A 17,410-nucleotide genomic window follows, 5' to 3' on the forward strand; every position below is an offset into this window, starting at 1 on the left:
CCAAGGAACTCAAAAAGTTTCGTCGTGCAGGTTTTTCGGGCAATTCCTGGATGAGCGTCCCGGACACCCATTTGGGACCACTGATGAGGGTAATACTGTGCTTGAAGCCTACCGTAAACACATCGAAGAGCGTGCCGCCCAGGGTATCGTGCCCCAGCCGCTTAACGCCGAACAAACTGCCGGCTTGATCGAACTGCTGAAGAATCCCCCGGCTGGCGAAGAAGCTTTCCTCGTTGACCTGATCACCAATCGCATTCCACCTGGCGTTGACGAAGCTGCCTACGTCAAAGCCGGTTTCCTGTCTGCCCTGGCCAAGGGCGAAGCCACTTCTCCCCTGATCGACAAAAAGCGCGCCGTTGAACTGCTGGGCACCATGCAGGGCGGCTACAACATCGTCACCATGGTTGACCTGCTGGATGACGCAACGCTGGCCCCGGTGGCCGCCGAACAACTGAAGCACACGCTGCTGATGTTCGATGCTTTCCACGACGTTGCAGAAAAAGCCAAGAACGGCAACGCCCACGCCAAGGCTGTCATGCAGTCCTGGGCTGACGGCGAATGGTTCAAGAAGCGCCCGACCCTGGCCGACAAAATCAGCCTGCGCGTTTTCAAGGTGACTGGCGAAACCAACACCGACGACCTCTCCCCTGCGCCAGACGCATGGTCGCGCCCTGACATCCCTCTGCACGCCCTGGCCATGCTGAAAATGGCCCGTGAAGGGATCGTTCCGGACGTACAAGGCTCCATCGGCCCGATGAAGCAGATCGAAGAAATGCGCGGCCAGGGCTTCCCGATTGCCTATGTTGGCGACGTGGTCGGTACCGGTTCTTCGCGTAAATCAGCCACCAACTCGGTGCTGTGGTTCTTCGGCGACGACGTTCCTTACGTGCCGAACAAGCGCGCTGGCGGTTTCTGCTTCGGCAGCAAAATCGCTCCGATCTTCTACAACACCATGGAAGATGCCGGCGCACTGCCAATCGAGTTCGATGTCAGCAACATGAACATGGGCGACGTGATCGACCTGTATCCGCATGCTGGCAAAGTCTGCAAACACGGCACTGACGAAGTCCTGACCACCTTCGAAATGAAGACGCCGGTTCTGTTGGACGAAGTTCGTGCTGGCGGCCGTATCCCGCTGATCATCGGCCGTGGCCTGACCGACAAGGCTCGTGCTGAGCTGGGTCTGGGCCCTACCGATTTGTTCAAGCTGCCAGAAGCCCCTGTCGATACCGGCAAAGGCTACACCCTGGCGCAAAAAATGGTCGGCAAGGCGTGCGGCCTGCCGGAAGGCCAAGGCGTGCGTCCAGGCACGTACTGCGAGCCGAAGATGACTACCGTCGGTTCCCAGGACACCACTGGCCCGATGACCCGTGACGAGCTGAAAGACCTGGCATGCCTGGGCTTCTCCGCTGATCTGGTCATGCAGTCCTTCTGCCACACTGCTGCTTATCCAAAGCCGATCGACGTCACCACGCACCACACGCTGCCTGACTTCATCATGACCCGTGGCGGCGTTTCCCTGCGTCCGGGCGACGGCATCATCCACAGCTGGCTGAACCGCATGCTGCTGCCGGATACCGTCGGTACCGGTGGTGACTCCCACACCCGTTTCCCGATGGGCATTTCGTTCCCGGCCGGTTCTGGTCTGGTTGCGTTTGCTGCGGCCACCGGCGTTATGCCGCTGGACATGCCGGAATCGATTCTGGTGCGTTTCAAAGGCAAGATGAAGCCTGGCATCACCCTGCGTGACCTGGTTCATGCGATTCCTTACTTCGCCATTCAGTCGGGCTTGCTGACTGTTGAGAAGAAAGGCAAGAAGAACGCCTTCTCCGGCCGCATTCTGGAGATCGAAGGCCTTGATGACCTGAGCATCGAACAGGCTTTCGAACTGTCCGACGCGTCGGCCGAGCGCTCTGCCGCTGGTTGCACCATCAAGCTGTCGAAAGAGTCGATCACCGAGTACCTGAACTCCAACATCACCTTGCTGCGCTGGATGATCGGCGAAGGTTACGGCGATGTGCGTACTCTGGAACGTCGTGCTCAAGCGATGGAAGCCTGGGTTGCCAACCCTGAGCTGATGGTTGCCGATGCTGACGCGGAATACGCTGAAATCATCGAAATCGACCTGAACGACGTTAACGAGCCAGTGCTCTGCGCGCCGAACGATCCGGACGACGCCCGTCTGCTGTCCAGCGTTGCTGGCGAGAAGATCGACGAAGTGTTCATCGGTTCGTGCATGACCAACATCGGCCACTTCCGCGCTGCGGGCAAGTTGCTGGACAAGGTCAAAGGCCAGTTGCCGACACGTCTGTGGCTGTCGCCACCGACCAAAATGGATGCTCACCAGCTGACGGAAGAAGGCTACTACGGCATCTACGGCAAGGCTGGCGCACGCATGGAAATGCCGGGCTGTTCGCTGTGCATGGGTAACCAGGCACGTGTTGAGCCGAACTCGACGGTTGTGTCGACTTCGACCCGTAACTTCCCGAACCGTCTGGGCGACGGCGCGAACGTCTACCTGGCCTCGGCCGAACTGGCATCCGTTGCTTCGATCCTGGGTCGCCTGCCGACCGTTGAGGAGTACATGGAGTACGCGAAACAGATCGATACCATGGCTGCGGACGTATACCGCTACCTGAGCTTCGATCAGATCGCCGAGTTCCGTGACATCGCAGCGAGCGCCAACATCCCGGTTGTTCAAGCGTAAAAACGAAATACAGCGTTAAAAAACCCCGTCCTTGTGACGGGGTTTTTTATTGGGCGAATGCCCAGTCATCTGTGGGAGCTGAGCTTGCTCGCGATAAACGATAACGCGGTGTGACTGGTAGCTACTTCTCATGTATCGCGGGCAAGCCTCGCACAGGACCTTTGCGACGCTGACAGTATCAACCCATAAAAAAACCCCACATCTCACGATGCAGGGTTTTTCATTACAGCCGGACTAAACCATCAAACGGTAATAGCCTGCCCACTCATGGCCAAATCCAGCAGTTCACGGTTGGCGACGGCGTACATCGCGTAGTCCGTGCCGCTGGCTGCGCGGATGTCCACCAACATGGCGCGCCAGCGTTCGACCATTGCACCGTGCTGTTCAAGCCACAGGTTCAGGCGCTCTTCGATGTCGGCGGGACCATCAGCCATCTGCAGAACCGAGATGGTGATCGCCCGTTGCTGCCAGTCGATGTCATCACGGAACGCCTCACGGGCCAGGGCTTGCCAGTTGTTTTCCACCGGCAGGCTACTGATCTGTTGCAGGTACCAGGTCACGTCCAGCGCACTGCCCACGGCGAAGTAAGCCTTGGCCACGTCGGCAGCATTCTGCCCGGTGACGTCAGACGCTTCGATGATCGGCAACAGCGTGTACAAGTGGCTCGTACCGGCAACCATACGTGCGAGCAACTCCGGCACACCGGCCTCGACGTAAGCCTGATAGCGGGTCTGCCAGACTTCACGAGTCGGGCCTTCCAGCAGTTCGTCGAGTTTGAGACCCAATGCGGCGATGTGCGGACCGAAGTGCGCCACATCACGCCCCGCGTCCAGCTCGTTGCGACGGCTGCGCAGGAACCAGCGTGTTGCGCGACGACCCAGACGCATCAACTCGTCCATCAATGCCAACTGGATCTCAGCCGGGACCTTGTAGTCCAGCGCTTCGATCTGACGGAACCAGTGCGGCAGGTGGAAGATGTCCCGCACGATCACGTAAGCGCCCGCCACGTTGGCCGCACTCATGCCGGTGGACTCTTTGAGTCGCTGCACGAAGGTGATGCCCATGTGATTGACCAGGTCGTTGGCAATCTGGGTGCTGACAATTTCGCGCTTGAGGCGGTGCTGACGCATGGCGCCGGAGTACTTGGCACCCAGCGATGGCGGGAACGCGGTTTCCATATCACGCGCCAGATAATCATCATCCGGTACGCGGGATTCCAACAGCGCTTCGTTCAGATCGATCTTGCTGTAGGAGATCAACACCGACAGCTCAGGACGCGTCAGGCCATGACCGGCCGCTACGCGCTCGCTGATCTGCTCTTCAGCAGGCAGGAACTCAATGGCGCGGTCCAACTTGCCACGAGCTTCCAGATCCGCCATCAGGCGCTTGTACTCGGCAATGCGCTCGTAAGCACGACGCGTTGCCAAAGACAGTGCCTGGGTCTGCTTGTAGTTGTTGCCCAACACAAGATTGCCGACTTCGTCGGTCATGCTTTCCAGCAGTTGGTTACGCTGCTTTTCAGTCATGTCGCCAGCCTGCACCACTTCGTTGAGCAGGATTTTAATGTTCACTTCATGGTCGGAGCAGTCAACGCCAGCCGCGTTGTCGATGAAGTCAGTGTTGGAGCTGCCGCCATTGAGCGCGAACTCGACCCGACCCAATTGGGTCATGCCCAGGTTGCCGCCCTCACCCACCACTTTGCAGCGCAACTCGTCACCGTTGACCCGGTGCGCGTCGTTGGCCTTGTCGCCCACATCGGCGTGGCTTTCTTCGCTGGACTTGACGTAAGTGCCGATGCCGCCGTTCCACAGCAGATCCACCGGTGCCTTGAGCAGCGCGTTGAGCAGCTCGGTCGGGGTCAGCTTGTCAGCCTTGATGTCGAAGCGTTCTTTCATCTGCGGCGTGATAGTGATGCTTTTCGCGCTGCGCGGAAAAATCCCGCCGCCCGCCGACATGATGCTGGTGTCGTAATCGGTCCAGGCCGAACGTGGCAGGTCGTACAGACGCTTGCGCTCAACGAAGCTGCTGGCTGGCTCGGGATTTGGATCGATAAAGATGTGCAGGTGGTTGAACGCCGCCACCAGTTGCAGCTTGTCGGACATCAGCAAGCCATTGCCGAAGACGTCCCCGGCCATGTCACCAATACCGATGACGCTGATGCTGTCCTGCTGAACATTGATGTCACGCTCGCGGAAATGACGTTGCACGCCAACCCACGCGCCCTTGGCGGTAATGCCCATCTTCTTGTGGTCATAACCGGCCGAACCACCGGACGCAAAGGCATCGCCCAGCCAGAAGCCGTAATCGATGGCGATGCCGTTGGCGATGTCGGAGAAGGTCGCAGTGCCCTTGTCCGCAGCCACCACCAGGTACGGGTCATCGTCGTCATGACGCACCACGTTGGCGGGCGGAACCAGTTCGCCTTCCTTGAGGTTGTCGGTGATGTCCAGCAAGCCGGAAATGAAGATGCGATAGCAGGCGATACCTTCGGCCTGGATATCGTCACGGCTGCCACCCAACGGCAAGCGACGCGGCAGGAAGCCGCCTTTGGCGCCCACAGGAACGATTACCGAGTTCTTCACGTGCTGGGCTTTCACCAGACCAAGGACTTCAGTACGGAAGTCTTCTTCACGGTCAGACCAACGCAAGCCGCCACGGGCTACGTTGCCGAAGCGCAGGTGCACGCCTTCAACGCGCGGTGAGTAAACGAAGATTTCAAACTTCGGCACCGGCTTGGGCAACTCGGGGATCAGACGCGGGTTGAACTTGAAGCTGAAGTAGCTCTTGTTCTGGCCGTTGGCGTCGGTCTGGTAGAAGTTGGTACGTTGTGTGGCTTTGATCAGGTCCAGATAACGACGCAGGATGCGGTCTTCGTTGAGCACCTGAACATCGTCCAGCGCGGTCAGAATCGCCTGCTCCAGACGCAATTGCTTGTCGTCCAGGTCTTCGGTGGTCAGTTTGCGCGCCAGATAGAAGCGGGTTTTGAACAGCCGGGTCAGCTCACGGGCGATATCCGTGTGGTTGTTCAGGGTGCTGGCGATGTAGCCAAGGTCGAAGCCCAGACGAATCTGTTTCAGGTAACGGGCGTAAGCACGCAGCAGCGCCACGTCGCGCCACGGCAGGCCAGCGGTCAACACCAGACGGTTGAATGCATCGTTTTCGGCGTCGCCGCGCACGATGTGCACGAACGCATCCTGCAAGGTGTCGTTGAGTTGCTGGATGTCGATTTCCAGACCTTCGGCCGCCGTGAACGCGAAGTCATGAATCCAGAACTCGCGGCCATTGGTGTGACGCAGACGATACGGGAATTCACCCAGTACACGCAGGCCAAGGTTTTCCAGAATCGGCAGTACATCCGACAGGGCCAGCGGCGTATCCGCGTGGTACAGCTTGCAATGCAGCTGCGCCTTGTCGCCGGACAGCGGCTGATAGAAGCTCATCACCAACGGTTTGGCTTCGCTCAGGTTCAACAGGTGCTGCATATCGACCACGGCCGAATGCGCGGCGAAACGCTCGCGATAACCAGCCGGGAAACCTTTCGGGAAATCCGCCAGCACATTGGTGCCGTGGGCTTCACCGAAGCTTTCCACGACCAGGCTGGCGTAGTCGTCTTTCCACGAACGGCAGGCCTGGACGACTTCGTTTTCCAGCTGCACCGGGTCGATATTGAGGGTGACTTTCGGGTCGACCCGCAGAATCAACTGCACGCGGGCCAGCACAGATTCGGAGAAGAAGGTCCAGAACTCACAATCGCTGGCCTTGAGGCGCTCCATCAAGACCTGCTGGATCTTCTGTCGCACTTCAGTGGAGTAGACATCGCGTGGCACGTAAGCCAGGCAGTAGCAGAAGCGGCCATAAGGGTCTTTGCGCAGGAACACGCGAATCTTGTTGCGCTCCTGGATCTGCACAATCGACATCACGGTGTTGAACAGTTCATCCACCGGCGTCTGGAACAAGTCATCACGCGGCAGCACTTCCACCACCTGAGCCAGTTCCTTGCCAAGGTGCGCCTTGGGATGGAAACCGGAGCGACGCTCGATCTCCGCCACCTTGCGGCGGATATACGGGATGACACGTACGCTTTCGCCATACACCGACGAGGTGTACAAGCCCATGAAACGGCATTCTTTGATGACCTTGCCCGACGCGTCGATCTGGCGGATCGACACATAGTCAGGATACGCCGGACGATGCACGCGACTTGGGTGCGCAGCCTTGGCGAAGGATAGCAACATCGGCTCTTGCAGATAGCTGACGGCGTAGTCTTCGATGTGCAGGTCTTCGCGGGTCAAGCCGGCGCGCAGGCGCTTGGTCAAGCCCAGGAACGACGATTCGTCATACACCAGCTGGCCGCCGTCGGCCTCGCTGCTGACTTGAAACTCTTCATAACCCAGGAAGGTGAAGTGGTTATCCACCAGCCATTGCAGAAACGCTTTGACCTCGGACTTTTCACCTTCTTCAACGCTGTATTGCACTGAATCGATGCCCGCCAGCAGCTCGTGCAGCTTGGCTTTCATCGGTTCGAAATCTTCTACAGCAACCCGCACTTCGCCGAGCACTTGCTCCAGCTCGCGAGCCAACACGTTCAACTCGCTGGCGTTGGCGCAGCGGTCGATTTCGAGGTACATCAGGGATTCTTGCAGCACGCCTTCGCCGCTGGTGCCTTTGGGCAGCAATTCCAGCAGCTCGCCTTTGTTACCACGACGCACGCTCAGGACGGTGGTTTGCAGCGTATGGATGCTGTAACCACGACGGTTCAGTTCGGTGCGTACCGAGTCCACCAGGAATGGCAGGTCGTGATGCAGCACTTCGACGGCAGTGTGCGTCGACTGCCAGCCGTGACGTTCGTAGTCGGGGTTATAAACGCGGACCTGCGGGGTATCGTGTTCGAAACGCTCAAGCAGACGCCAGGCTGACAAGGTGCAGCCTGCGAGATCGGACAAGCGACGCTGAGTGAGTTCATCAAGGGAAATGATGCCGAAGAATTGCTCAGCGAACAGCGCCACTTGTGGCAGTGCCTGTTCACTGATGTGCTGCGCCAGTGCTGCTTGCAGTTGATGCTGAAAGTCAGACTTGCTGGCTGCGGTGAAGAACGCCATCTGAGGTACTCCGCTTGTGCTTTTTTAGAAGGAAGCTTGAAGGAAGTGTTGCCTGCACATGCTGTGCCTGGATGAAACGGCAGAGGCACAGCATAAGCCAAAGAACTAACGCTTGCCGCGAACGACTCGTCACATTTGCTTTCTGCATCCGTTGCCGGAAAAAACAACACGCAGGGTAAGATTTCTCCCACTACCGTTCATCCGCCACCCAGCTTAACGACAGCCGACGGGCAGTTACTTGTCGTGCTGCGACATATTCGGTCATCGGCATGCACGTAAAACCAGAGGTAACAGCCCTTGTAAATAATTGCTTCGGCAAAGTCGGTCCGGGGCTGGCAAAATCCCTCTCCGCCCTCTTTCCCCGAGAATCACGACCATGCAAATGACCACCGACAACTTCATCTTCAACCCCTGCGATGAGGAAGAAGACAACATGGCGCTGGTCTGCTGCCATGGCAACAACGGGGATTTGTTTCTGCTGGCGCGCTTTCCGGATGAAGACGAAGTCGACATAACCTTCGTCGACGACACCATTAACGTCAGTTCAAACCTGAAAGTAACCTTCAGCGCCGAACGTCTGCTGGTGGAAATCGATGCGGCCGATGCCCGGCCGCTGGGTGGCGATACTCTCTACGAAATTCGCCACAGCACCCCCGCCAACGAGCTGCGCGAGCTGGATGAGACGTTGCGGCTCATCCTCAAGGACGTCGGGGCTTACGTCAGCGAGATCAGTTAAGTAGCTTCTGCGTTGACATTGACGCCAATGAACGCCGACGCGTTTCCTCGCCGGCCTCGACGTCTGCGACGAGCTCTTCTACTTCGCGGGAGAAGACCTGACCGCCATCAACGGCCAGGTAGCGGATGTGAAGGATGATGTCGGGAAGGCTCTCCAGCATCGTTTGCCCCGAAACGGATTCATGACTGGGGAAACTCAGCGTCCACCGAGACACAGCGCCGGTGCCTTCAAACGGTAAATAACGTTCATCACCGAAATCGAGCATGAACATGCCGTCATCATCGACCCCGGTGGAGATGCCAATTTGCTGATTAGGCCGTGGATTGGAGACGATCTGGTCCTGGCGAGTGCCTTCCTCTTCGGGCAAATCACCTGCCTGTACATACAGATATTTAACATTGTCGATCTGCGGCTGCAGCAGGTAGCTGCTGGTCTGCTGACTCAGCGTCGCATGAATGTCTTGATACGGCTTGAGTAAACCTGGCAAAGAAATCGACACACGAATCAACTGCCGCAGGTAGTGGCCCGGATAGTCCTTGTCGAAGGTAGAGGGTTTTAGCTGAAAATCGACTTCGCCATTGCCCTTCAACATCTCAATCACCCCTTCCCAGCCGGTTGCCAGCGCCCCGCCAGCTTGTGTATTGGGGTCGTAATCACTGAGCAAGGCTTTGAGGGAAATGGTTTTGGTCAACTCCAGGCGCCGCTCGTTGCGCGCCAGAAATGCCGACTCCATCTGCAACAAACCTAGCTTGAGGGTTTCTCCCGCCGTCAAACCAAACCGGTTCTCCACCCACGCCGTGGTGGAAATAAATCGCGTGTCGCGGTCGCCTATTTCGTATTGCCAACACGCCTCGGCGCCCAGGCACATGCCGAGCACCGCGTCATAGGCCTGGAAGTACAGGGTCGACATCTGGCTCAACAGCCATTGATACAGCCCCGCCCCGCTCGCCCGGTTCTTGATAAAGGCATACAGTTCCTGCGCCTGCTCGCGGGTTTTGATGGCTTGCTCTCTACTCGCAGTGGCGGCCTGCAGTGCGACCTTTTGTGCGCTGATTTGCCAATCGATTACACCCATTTCGAGCTCAGCCTGCTTCGCCTGGTATTGCCATTCTTCACGCCGGCGCCTCTGCATATCGCTGGTCAGCTCTCGCTGCGCCGCTTCTAACGTATCTGCCGCTGTGCGCTCATTTTCTTCTGCCTGTGCGAACAATGCGCCCCCCCAGTTGACCCCTCCGAACGTCATGCCAAACAGATTAGGTGCATAGGACCCGTAATGCCCTGCCTTCGACCAGCTCCGAACTACCCCCATCTTGTCCTTTGCAACCCCACGAGCGGTTTGCGCTGATTTTTCTGACTCGCTGACATCAACGCTCACTAGCCCGTCGTAATAGTTTTTGCGCGCCAGCACGGTCGCTTTCGTGGCGTTCACCATTTCAAGCCCCTTGCTTGCCTGGTCAACGGCGTCCTGCTGAAGCTGCTCGGCAAAACGGACCAGGTCGTCCAGCACATGACCCTGTTGCAGTTCTTCCTGCTGGGCCCGGTCTCTGAGCTCCATATAGCCGAGCACCTGCTGGCCATAGCGAATAAGGGTGTCCACGGAGTTTTGTACCCGTGGCAGCATGGCGCGAAAACGATAAGACGGGATGATTGCCAATGAACCCAGTCGGCGCTGACTGAGGCTGCTGCCACTGAGTTGCGCGCGCAACAGATCCAGCGGATTGGCCGGGGCTTCATACAGCGCCATTTGCAGAGGCTTGCCATCCAGAGTCAGGTTATTGCGCAGGTTGTACAGGCGCTGTTCAAGCCGATCCCACACATCGAGCAACTGGCTGTTGACCGGCAAGCGGAACACCTGCGTATCCAGCAGGCGCAGCCATGGCAGGGTTGCGCTATCCATTGGGACCAGCGTTCGCAGTACGTCGACATTGGCAGACTCGGCTGCGGCAAAAGAGGTGCCGCCGCCCTGGCTCGCCTGCGCCAGTGTCACGGGCGCCCAAAGGCTGATGCTGCGGCCCTTGGACAATGGCCCCAGCAACGACAGGGCGCGGACGTAATGCAGCTTGGCCTCGTTCAGCGTGTCGCGGGTGACCTGACGGTAAAGCATGTCACCCCAGTCAATCAGGTTATTCAGATACAGCATGAAGATCGCTTTGCGGTAATGCGAAGGCACGCCACGGGCAATGGCATCCGGATTGGTCAGGCCTTCCAGTTCGGGCATGACGTTATCCGCCATGCCCAGCGGTCGACAGTTCCAATACGGTAGCCATTCGGTCTCCGTGGGCGGTGGATACTGAGGCGCTACGCGCATTTGCGGATTGAACAGGTAATGCAACCAGCGCTGTGCGCCTGAATAATCGAACTCTTTCTGCAGACGCCAGGCCACCAGGTGCGCCGCATGAAAGAACAACTCCCAAAAGTACAAGCCGTTGGCCCCGGCGAAATCTACATATACAGGCGCCGTTTGCCCCGGTAATAGCGGCTCTTCGGTGTGTTGGGTTTCCCAGGACAAGGCACTTTCCATGGACAGGCTTGCCATGCGGGTCAGCTCTTTGGCGAATAGGGTGTTGAGGCGGACGTTGGCGGTACTGGCTTCTACGCCAGCAGCAGTGAGGTCCAGATATTGCGCACCTGTGGCGGTGATGGAGATGTAAGGGACTGGAGCAGATATGGGTTCTCGGATGACAGTGAAGCCGTTTAATCCAAAACCATCGGAATTGCCTAAATACTCCCCCCATTGATACGTTCTTTGATTCCCGGCTGAAGCGGGCCATTGATGATAAAGCATAGGAGTTTTAGCAGCACCATTCAATAAGACCGTATCTTCGCGGGCGATCCAAGAATCTTCATAATGTGCCACTCCCCATGTCATGGTTAGCGGTTCATAACGAGGGGTATAGTAATTATCGCTAGCATTAAGAGCCCAGGTCCGAGAATTTGAAAACCACACACTGAAACTACCGAGAGGATCTTCAAAAGAATCAGGGTCCCGATCAATTATTTTTTTAGCACTATAATGCTTAAAATTATCGCTCGGAGGCTCGAGTTCAAAGTCCTCCCACTCAATTAACTTAAGCTCTTCACCCCTATAAATCAGCTTCGCACTAATATGTTCCGGCTGATCGGCTTGCGCCAGCCTAATGTAGACACCAAACCACATGACAGGCTGGGTTGCATCCACATGCACGTAATACTCAAAAGTACCACTGTAACGAATAGTCGCCATGCATTTAAATGTACTCCCTTTCCTCCTCGTTAGAGTTTTGCCGCAAAAACCTTGCAACATCAGGTGACCACTTTGCCACTCAGCCTGTAACTCAAGACTGTCATTAAGAGAATAGTCAGACATTGAAACCATCGATGGAGGAGCGTTCTCATCTCTGACCACGGAAGATATTCTCCACCCGTTGACTTGATCGCCCTCCAGTTGGTCCGTGCAGAACTGAACGCGCCGACTGTCCGTTCCGAGCATGAATGCCAAGGCCGCATGCACCTTTTCGGTATCGGTAATTGAAAGCAGGTTCAACAGGACATCACGAACCATCAGGCTAACGAAAGGAGGTGCATCCGCACCGAACTCCCCCACCGTCATGAACCTCACCAACAACCGTGACTTACCATGGTGACCGTGATCCGTGCTAACCGCCAGCCGATACCCTTTGCTGATCACCCCGTCCGCCCCTACCTCACTCTCCATTACATCGTCATAAACCTCCCCCGAATGCAGCAGGATCGGTGCCCCCCAACTGCCATCCAGTCGCCGATAGCTCAACTTCATGTGATATTCGAAGTGACCCGTTTTGCTCCCCTCTGCATTGAGCAAGGGCTTACCGGTTTCCACCCACACCGCATAAAGGCGACCGTCCATGACCACGGGCCGACAATATTTGATTTGCGCGCCACCAATTGACTCAATCGCCAGCCATTCGGTCCAGCCCAGCATTTGCGACTTGTTTGCAGGCTCACCTTTGTAGAGACGCGATTTACGCCAATAAAAGGCAAACGGTTCAATACTCTGGCGGCCAATAAAATAATAATCCGCATCGAGGAAGTTGGGGCTATCGACATAACAACCGGTGATTTTCAGGTTACTGACCGTTTCAAAGGCCTGCAGATAATTGCCCAAAGCCCTTTGCACCGCATCTTTGGATAGCCGGGCCTGAGCGAGTTCCGATTCGAACGTCTTGAACATCGTGGTTTTATCCAGACGCAAGGTCGGGTCGAGGTAGTTTTCCGGGTAGTCCTGTAGCATTTGGTAACCGGACCACAGGCTGTATTGCGCCATGCCCTCGCGCCACAGCGTGAGCTGTTCATCGCTGACGCCGCTGTAGCCAGGCTCCATGCCGTTGTAGATCGCATGAATGTGCTGCTGAACGCTGGCAATTCCCTGAGCTACACGACTGGTGTCAACTTGCGCGCTGACTTGGTTGTCGATCAACAGGTATTCGTACAAGTCGTTCTCGGTGGCAATCCGGTTCGGCGTACTGCCTTGTCCCACCAGTTTCCCGAGGTAGTAGGCAACCAGCGCGTCTCTGCGCTGCTGCTCCAGAGTGCCGATGACTGCCTGGCTCATGATTGTGCCCCTTATCATCCATTGATGTGTTTGAACAGCTTCAAGCGTGAAGCGACACCCCGTCACCCGGCCGTCGTCTGGTTAGCGTTGTGCTGGTTTTGGCAGCGTCTTGCTGCAAGGCTTTCACTTGCGCGGCGAACGGTTTGCCACCGTCCATCGCGCGATAACGCAGATGCACGATGATGTCCTTCTCCTGCAGACGGTCGAACAGTTCCTGCTGCAGGGCACTGGCATACCGGGGGAAACTCAACGTCCAGGTAGAAACGGCGCCGGTACCTTCGAAAGGCAGATAGCGCGCATCCTCCATCTGCGCAAAGTGCAGACCGGGGTCATCGCTGCCCCCCGACACCGCTACTTGCTGGCTTGGGCGCGGGTTGGCGATGACAAATCGCGGGCTGATGTCGTCGTGCTCGTCCGGCAACTCATTGGCCTGTCGGTACATGTGCTTGCAGCCACCGAGGTCGGGCTTGAGCAAATAACTGCTGGCAAGTTGGCCAAGCATCACGCGGCTGTTTTCATAGAGGCCGAGCACGCCCGGTAACGACATCGATACCTGCACCAGTTGGCGCAGGTAGTGGCCGGGGTAGTCCTGATCGAACAACGAAGGTTTCAGCGCAAACTCGAGGGTGCCCGTGCTGCGCAGGCTGGCGATCACCGCCGCCCAGCCGCTTTCGTCACTCAGACCTGAATAATCCTGCAGCAGTTGCCGCAACGACACGGTTTTTACCAGCTCCAGGCGACGCTCATGGCGCACTACAAAGGCCGACTCCATCTGCAACAAGCCAAGGCTCAGGCTTTCCCCCGAACTCAGGCCGTGGCGGTCATCGACCCAGGCATTGACCGGAATGAAGCGGGTATCGCTATCGCCAATCTCGTACTGCCAACAGGCCTCGCTAGCCAGGCACAATGAAAGCACTGCGTCATAGGCCTGGAAGTACAGGGTCGACATCTGCCCGAGCAGCCACTGATACAAGGCCGTATTGGTGTCGCGCTTCTCGATGAACGCATAGAGTGCCTGCGCGTGCTCGCGGGCCTGCTGCGAACGGAGCCGTTTGCGTTTTGCCGAGATGTTCACCAACTCTTGTTGCCCGGCCTGAATGACCAGAACGTTCAACTGTGCCTGTGCCTGATCCTTGAGGAATTGCCACTCTTGACGCCTGCGCTTATAGCCGTCAGCCCGCAATTGCACCTCGGCATTCTCGGTGTAGTTGATTTGACCGCCTTCCGCCTTGGAGGCTTGCTGAAACTCAGGCCCTGCCCAGTTAAATCCGCCAGGGATAGGGATGATAAAAGGAGGGAATGGTACGGGCTGAAGCGTGATGAGATTGGGGGCCGCAGTAACGCCATGCCCTCTGGCACGATAATCATCACCGGCCTCCAAACGTGCATCTCTGGCTGTGCCAAACATCTCTTCGGCGCGCAGCTCAGCCTCGCTGACATCCTGTTTCAGCCATGTGTCATAGGTGGCTACCTGCCTGTTCACCTGTAAATGGCTGTCACGCAACGCATTGATAGCAAGGTCGCCCTGCTCGATGGCCAGGTCATCAAGCGTTTCGACGAAACCGGACAACTCCAGCACATGACGCTGCTGCAAGCGGTCCTGTGCGGCGCGATCGCGGGCCGCCATCTGCAAGCGTACCTGCTCGCCAAACCGAATCAGGGTGTTCACGGCCTCCCTGGCACGGGGCAGCATGGCAGCGAATCGATATGGCGGGATGATCGACATTGAGCCCAGGCGCCGCAGCGACATGCTGTTACCGGCCAGTTGTGCGCGTAGCAAGTCCAGCGGATTGGACGGGGCTTCGTACAACCCCAGCAACATGGGTTTGCCATCCAGCGTCAGGTTGTGACGCAGGTTATACAGGCGCAGATCAAGCTGTTCCCACAGGTCCAGCAGCCGGGTATTGACCGGTAAGCGGAACCAGGGCGCATCGATCAACCGCAACCAGGGCTGATCATTCAATGCGTACGAGGTGTCGTGCTGCAGCGAGTCAGCCACCGAAGCTTCGAACGTCGCGAAAGATGCCGTTTGGTAGCGGGCCGCATTTGCCAATGACTGCGGTGCCCATTGGCTGATGCTCCGGCCCTTGGAAAGTGGCCCCAACAGGGACAGTGCACGCACGTAGAGCAGTTTGGCTTCGGTCAACGCGTCGCGGGTCACCTGACGATAGAGGCTGTCGCCCCACGCGATCAGGTTATCCACGTAGAGCATGAAAATGGCCTTGCGATAATGCGAGGGTGCGCCGTAGGCAATCGTGCCCGGATCCTGCGGGCCAGCAAGGTCACGCGAACGGTCGTCGACAAAACCCAATGGTCGACTGGTCCAATAAGGCAGCCAGTTCACGTGCTCTGGTGGCGGATACAAAGGGGCTACCCGCACCTGCGGGTTGAACAGGTAGTGCAGCCATTGTTCGGTGCCGGCATAGTCGAACGACTGATGCAGCCGGGATGCGGCCAGATGCGGCGCATGGAAGAACAACTCCCAGAAGTACCGCCCGTTGGCACCGTTGAAATCCACCGGGGTTGCTGTGCTGCTACCCGGTGCGGGGCTCTCGGGGGTGTGCTGGGTTTCCCAACCCAGTGCGCCTTGCAGTGAACGCTCGGCTTTGCGCACCAGCTCACCGGCAAAGGCGGTATTGAGGCGCACATAGCGCAGGGGCGTTATCCCCAGCGCCTGCAAATCAAGAAACTGCCCGCCATCGCTGGTGGCAACCAATGTGGGGACCTCATTGGAACGCTCCTTGCGGGTAATCGTGAATTCGTTATAACCGAGGCCAGTCGTGGTGTCGGACATACCAAAGCGCATTGGAAAGGCATCTCCGGCGCCCCAAGGATCAACCTGCACGGCCGTGCGCGCAGAGCCATTGAGAAGCAAGGCATATGGGGAGCGCGGCTGGCTTTTCCATAGGCCAAACTCGCCCCGCAATGGCGCCGTCGAGTCAGAGCCTTGATACCTGGGTTTGCTGCAAACCCCGACCGTCTCCAGTTTGCAAACACCATCGATGGTTTTGATGCGTGCGTCCAGTTCGAGGTAATCGCTAAGTGGCCCTGCATGGTTATCGCCGCTCTTGTTCCAGACCACACTTTCGAGGGTCCACACCTTTTGATTGGTATCAGCCCCCTCAATAGAGTGCTGCGCCCGACCTGGGTTGGTGCCCATTTGCTTGACCAATGCAACCACCAGTGAAAGCTTCGACTCAGAACCCAACGTGACCGCCTGCCAGCGTTTGTCTCGCACATGGATAAAGGCGAACTCCGGCAGGGTGATGGTGCGAGTGATGAAACCCACCACCAGCCGAGGCTCGTTTGCCAGACGGGTATCCAGGGTGGAGACGAGGGTGTAATGAGCCGCTTCCAGCGTAGCAAGCGATGGCATGGAGCATTCCTGCAGGGCTATGGGCACACTCCATTGACCGTTACTCTGCAAATAGCTGGTGTTCAAGCGATACAGATACCTGTCCGCGATAGGTACATCCTTCTCGTCCAACGCCTCGCGCACCTGCTCCAGCCATACCAGATACAATCGCCCCTCCACCACTACCGCGCGCACGTGAGTGGCAATGGCGCCAAGGGGCGCATCGATCTGCTGCCATTCACTCCAGGCCGCAGGCGGTACATGCGTACTGGTCTGGTTCAAATCAATCGCTGCTTTGCGCCAGTAATAGTCGAACGGTTCCACAGGTTGGCGGCCGACGAAGTAGTAATTGGCATGGCGAAAATCCACCCCGTCGATGTAGCAGGACAACGTGGCAAGATTGCTCACTTCCTCGAAACGGGTCAGGTAATTACCCAAGGCTTTCTGCAGATTGTCGGGCGTTAGCCGTGCCTGGGCCAACTCGCTTTCAAAGGCTTTGAAAGCCTCGGTTTTGCCTATACGCAATGAGGGATCAAGATAGTTTTCCGGGTAGTCCACCAGCATCTGATAAGCCGCCCAAGTGCTGTACTGGCTCATAGCGTCCTGCCAGAACTGCAGCGATTCGCGACGTTGCGCGACATCCGGAAGCTCACCAAAGCCCGGCTCCATGCCGTTATAAATGGCGTGGATATGCTGCTGAACGCTGGCAATGCCCTGGGCCACTCGACTGGTCTCGACCTGGGCGCTGACCTGATTGTCGATCAGCAGGTATTCGTAGAGGTCTTCCGGAGTGATGACTTGTTCGGGCACGGTTGTGTCAGCGGACGTGGCGATTTGGCCAATATAGTAGGCGACCAGTGCGTCTCTGCGCTGTTCTTCCAAGGAGAAAACGAGCGTGTTTTTCATAATAATGCGTCCGTTGCCCACACCTAAAACTTTCTGC

Annotated in this window: 5 protein-coding genes; 2 read left to right on the forward strand and 3 right to left on the reverse strand. The window is 57.4% G+C overall.

The genetic code is table 11. From position 1 onward, the window contains the following. Positions 1-97: 97 nt before the first annotated feature. Positions 98-2,707 carry a bifunctional aconitate hydratase 2/2-methylisocitrate dehydratase gene (acnB, locus tag AUC61_RS18575; RefSeq protein WP_243247646.1) on the forward strand — a complete coding sequence of 870 codons (2,610 nt, stop codon included), beginning with the start codon at positions 98-100 and terminating at the stop codon, positions 2,705-2,707. Between the two features lie 242 nt (positions 2,708-2,949). On the opposite strand, the gene AUC61_RS18580 is transcribed toward acnB, so the two are convergent. After that, positions 2,950-7,806, reverse strand: a complete 4,857-nt coding sequence (locus AUC61_RS18580; protein ID WP_243247647.1) for an NAD-glutamate dehydrogenase — start codon at positions 7,804-7,806, stop codon at positions 2,950-2,952. 376 nt (positions 7,807-8,182) lie between these two features. Here AUC61_RS18580 and AUC61_RS18585 point away from each other — a divergent pair, with 376 nt between their 5' ends. Further along, positions 8,183-8,542 (forward strand): hypothetical protein, encoded by a 360-nt coding sequence (locus AUC61_RS18585; RefSeq protein WP_243247648.1) that lies wholly within the window; start codon positions 8,183-8,185, stop codon positions 8,540-8,542. Here the strand turns inward: AUC61_RS18585 and AUC61_RS18590 are convergent. Together AUC61_RS18590 and AUC61_RS18595 are read right to left on the reverse strand one after the other, a co-directional pair. Continuing rightward, on the reverse strand, positions 8,535-13,178 hold the full coding sequence (locus tag AUC61_RS18590) for a Tc toxin subunit A-related protein (RefSeq protein WP_243247649.1): 4,644 nt from the start codon (positions 13,176-13,178) through the stop codon (positions 8,535-8,537). The two genes, AUC61_RS18585 and AUC61_RS18590, sit on opposite strands and share 8 nt — an antisense overlap. Beyond that, a complete protein-coding gene (locus AUC61_RS18595; protein ID WP_243247650.1) occupies positions 13,153-17,373 on the reverse strand; it encodes a Tc toxin subunit A-related protein in 4,221 nt (1,406 codons plus the stop codon). The genes AUC61_RS18590 and AUC61_RS18595 overlap by 26 nt, the downstream gene beginning before the upstream one ends. Positions 17,374-17,410: the final 37 nt, after the last annotated feature.

Source organism: Pseudomonas maioricensis, assembly GCF_022790535.1.
GTDB classification, from domain to species: domain Bacteria; phylum Pseudomonadota; class Gammaproteobacteria; order Pseudomonadales; family Pseudomonadaceae; genus Aquipseudomonas; species Aquipseudomonas maioricensis.